This is a genomic window from Acidisoma sp. S159 (genome assembly GCF_009766125.1).
In the GTDB taxonomy this organism is placed as follows: domain Bacteria; phylum Pseudomonadota; class Alphaproteobacteria; order Acetobacterales; family Acetobacteraceae; genus Acidisoma.
Genome location: NZ_LMUG01000071.1, coordinates 1 through 2,296, shown reverse-complemented (window position 1 = coordinate 2,296; position 2,296 = coordinate 1). Strand labels below are relative to the sequence as shown.

The 2,296-nt window shown below is 64.9% G+C and carries 1 protein-coding gene; it reads right to left on the bottom strand.

Annotated elements, in window-relative coordinates; translation table 11 throughout:
* The coding region (locus GSQ92_RS25625) for a Hint domain-containing protein (protein WP_174247840.1) at positions 1-2,296 on the bottom strand (2,296 nt) is incomplete at both ends.

The following is a 2,296-nucleotide window of genomic DNA, read 5'->3' as shown; positions in this document are numbered from 1 at the left end:
TCCGAGCGACCCCGCGCCGAAGCGGATCGGCGCCACATCCGGCCGCGCCGCGAGGTTGAAGCGGCGATGGCCGATCCACTTCACCCCCGCAACGTCGCCCGCGGCTGTCAACACTGAGGCATCCTCACGCAGCGTCTCGACCGCGACGTCACCGCGCGTCGTCGCGATCCGCGTGCCTTCGGCGAAGCAGATCACCAGGATGCCACCATTGCCGTCAGTCGTGAGTTCGAGCGGACCCGGAGTACTACCGGCCGTAAAGTCCACCGTCGTCAAGCCGAGCATGCCAGACACGGTGAGTGTCTCGGCGCCTGAATTGAAGGTGAAGCTGGTGCTTGTCACGGCTGAGCCAATCCCGGTGATGTCGATGGTCTTCCCACCCACCGCCGGATCGGTAAAGCCCGAGATGGCAGCAGCGGGCGCTAGGTTCCCATCGATGGTCAACTGCTCGGGACCGCTGCCGCTGAAGACGATGGCACCGTTGTTCAAACGGGATGCCAGATCGGCCGACCCGCCAGACAAGATCACCAGTGTGCCGCCCTCAAGGTCACCACCGACGATGGCGCCACCGCTCGCCACCTCCTCGGTCCCACCGCTTTCGATCATGCCGTCAGTGTCAGTGCCGCTGACGATCGCCGTGCCGCTGTCGATATTGTTCTGCGTGGTGCCGCCGAACTGCACGATCTCGGTGCCGCCCGCGACAACCGTCACATTCATGCCGGTGCCACCCTTCTGCACTGTCTCCGTTCCACCAGAGTCGACAAAACCGCCGCTATCCGTGCCGCCACTCATAACGGTCGCGGCGCCGCCAACGGTATTCTTCGTGGTACCGCCGGATTCCACGATTTCCGTGCCGCCCGAAGCGATGACCATGCTGGTGACGGTGACGCCATCCGATACGACCAGCGTCCCGCCCGACCATACGAAACCACCGTTCACCGTGCTGCCGGCAACGAGGTCGAAGCTGCCGCCCGATGAAAGTGCCGCGCTGATCAGATCGCCGCCGGACTGCACCATCTCGGTGCCGCCCGAGACGACCGTCACATTCATGCCAGTGCCGCCCTTCTGCACCTTCTCCGTTCCGCCGGACACGACGAGACCACCGCTATCAGTGCCGCCACTCATGACGGTCGCGATGCCGCCGACGGTATCCTTCGCGATGCCGCCAGACTCCACGATCTCCGTGCCACTCGAAGCGATGAGCATGCTGGTGACGCTGACGCCATCCGATACGACCAGCGTGCCGCCCGACCACACGAAACCACCGTTCACCGTGGCGCCGGCAACGAGGTCGAAACTGCCGCCCGACGAAAGCGCCGCGCTGACCAGATCGCCGCCGGACTGCACGGCCAGGGTGCCGCCGGCTTCGGCCGTGGCAAATATGGCGATGCCGCCGTTCTGCACAGTCTCCGTTCCGCCAGAGTCGACAAAGCTGCCGCTATCCGTGCCGCCATTCTCAACGATGTCGATGCCGCTGACGTTCGTCTCCGCTGTACCGCCGGACTCCACGATCTGCATGCCGCCAAGCGCGACAGTATCGCCGCTGACCCAGGCGCCGTTCGACACGATCAGCGTCGCACCCGAGTTCACAACGCCCTGGCTCAAAAGGCTACCGGATTCGAGGTTGAGGGTGCCGCCCGACCAGATCTGGGTCTGGAGCAACAGGGCGCCCGACGCCGCGTTCTCGTCTCCGCCAGAACTGATATTGTCGTTGATCGTCGTGCCGCCGCTCTCGACGTTCACGGTGCCATAGACGTTACTCTCCGCGGTCCCGCCGGAGTCCACGCCCAGCGAGGCACCCCCCTCGATGTTGATCCCGATCACGGCCACGCCATTCGAAACGGCCAGCAGCTCGCCCGTGTTCAGCACGCCTTGGCTCAACAGGCTACCGGACTCGAGGACGAGGCCACCCGATGGAAGCTGAGTATCACCTTGGAGCACTATGCCGCCGGCCTCCACGAATGCGGTGCCGCCATCGGAGATCGTCACATTCATGAGGGTGCCCCCGCTCTGCACCGTCTCCGTTCCGTCGGACGCGACAACGCCGGCGCTATCCGTGCCACCACTCTCAAGGATGGCAGTGCCGCTGACGGTGTTGAGAACCGCGCTGCCGCCGGCTTCCACGATTTCCAAACCGCCGGGCTCGATGGTCAGGGCGGCCGCCGTCACGCCACTCGATACGATCAGCGTCGCGCCGGATGCGATGATGCCATTGCTCAGCACGCTACCGGAAGCAAGGTCGAGGCTGCCGCCCGATGACACCGTGAAAAAGACGAATGAGCCGCCGCCCTGCACGGTC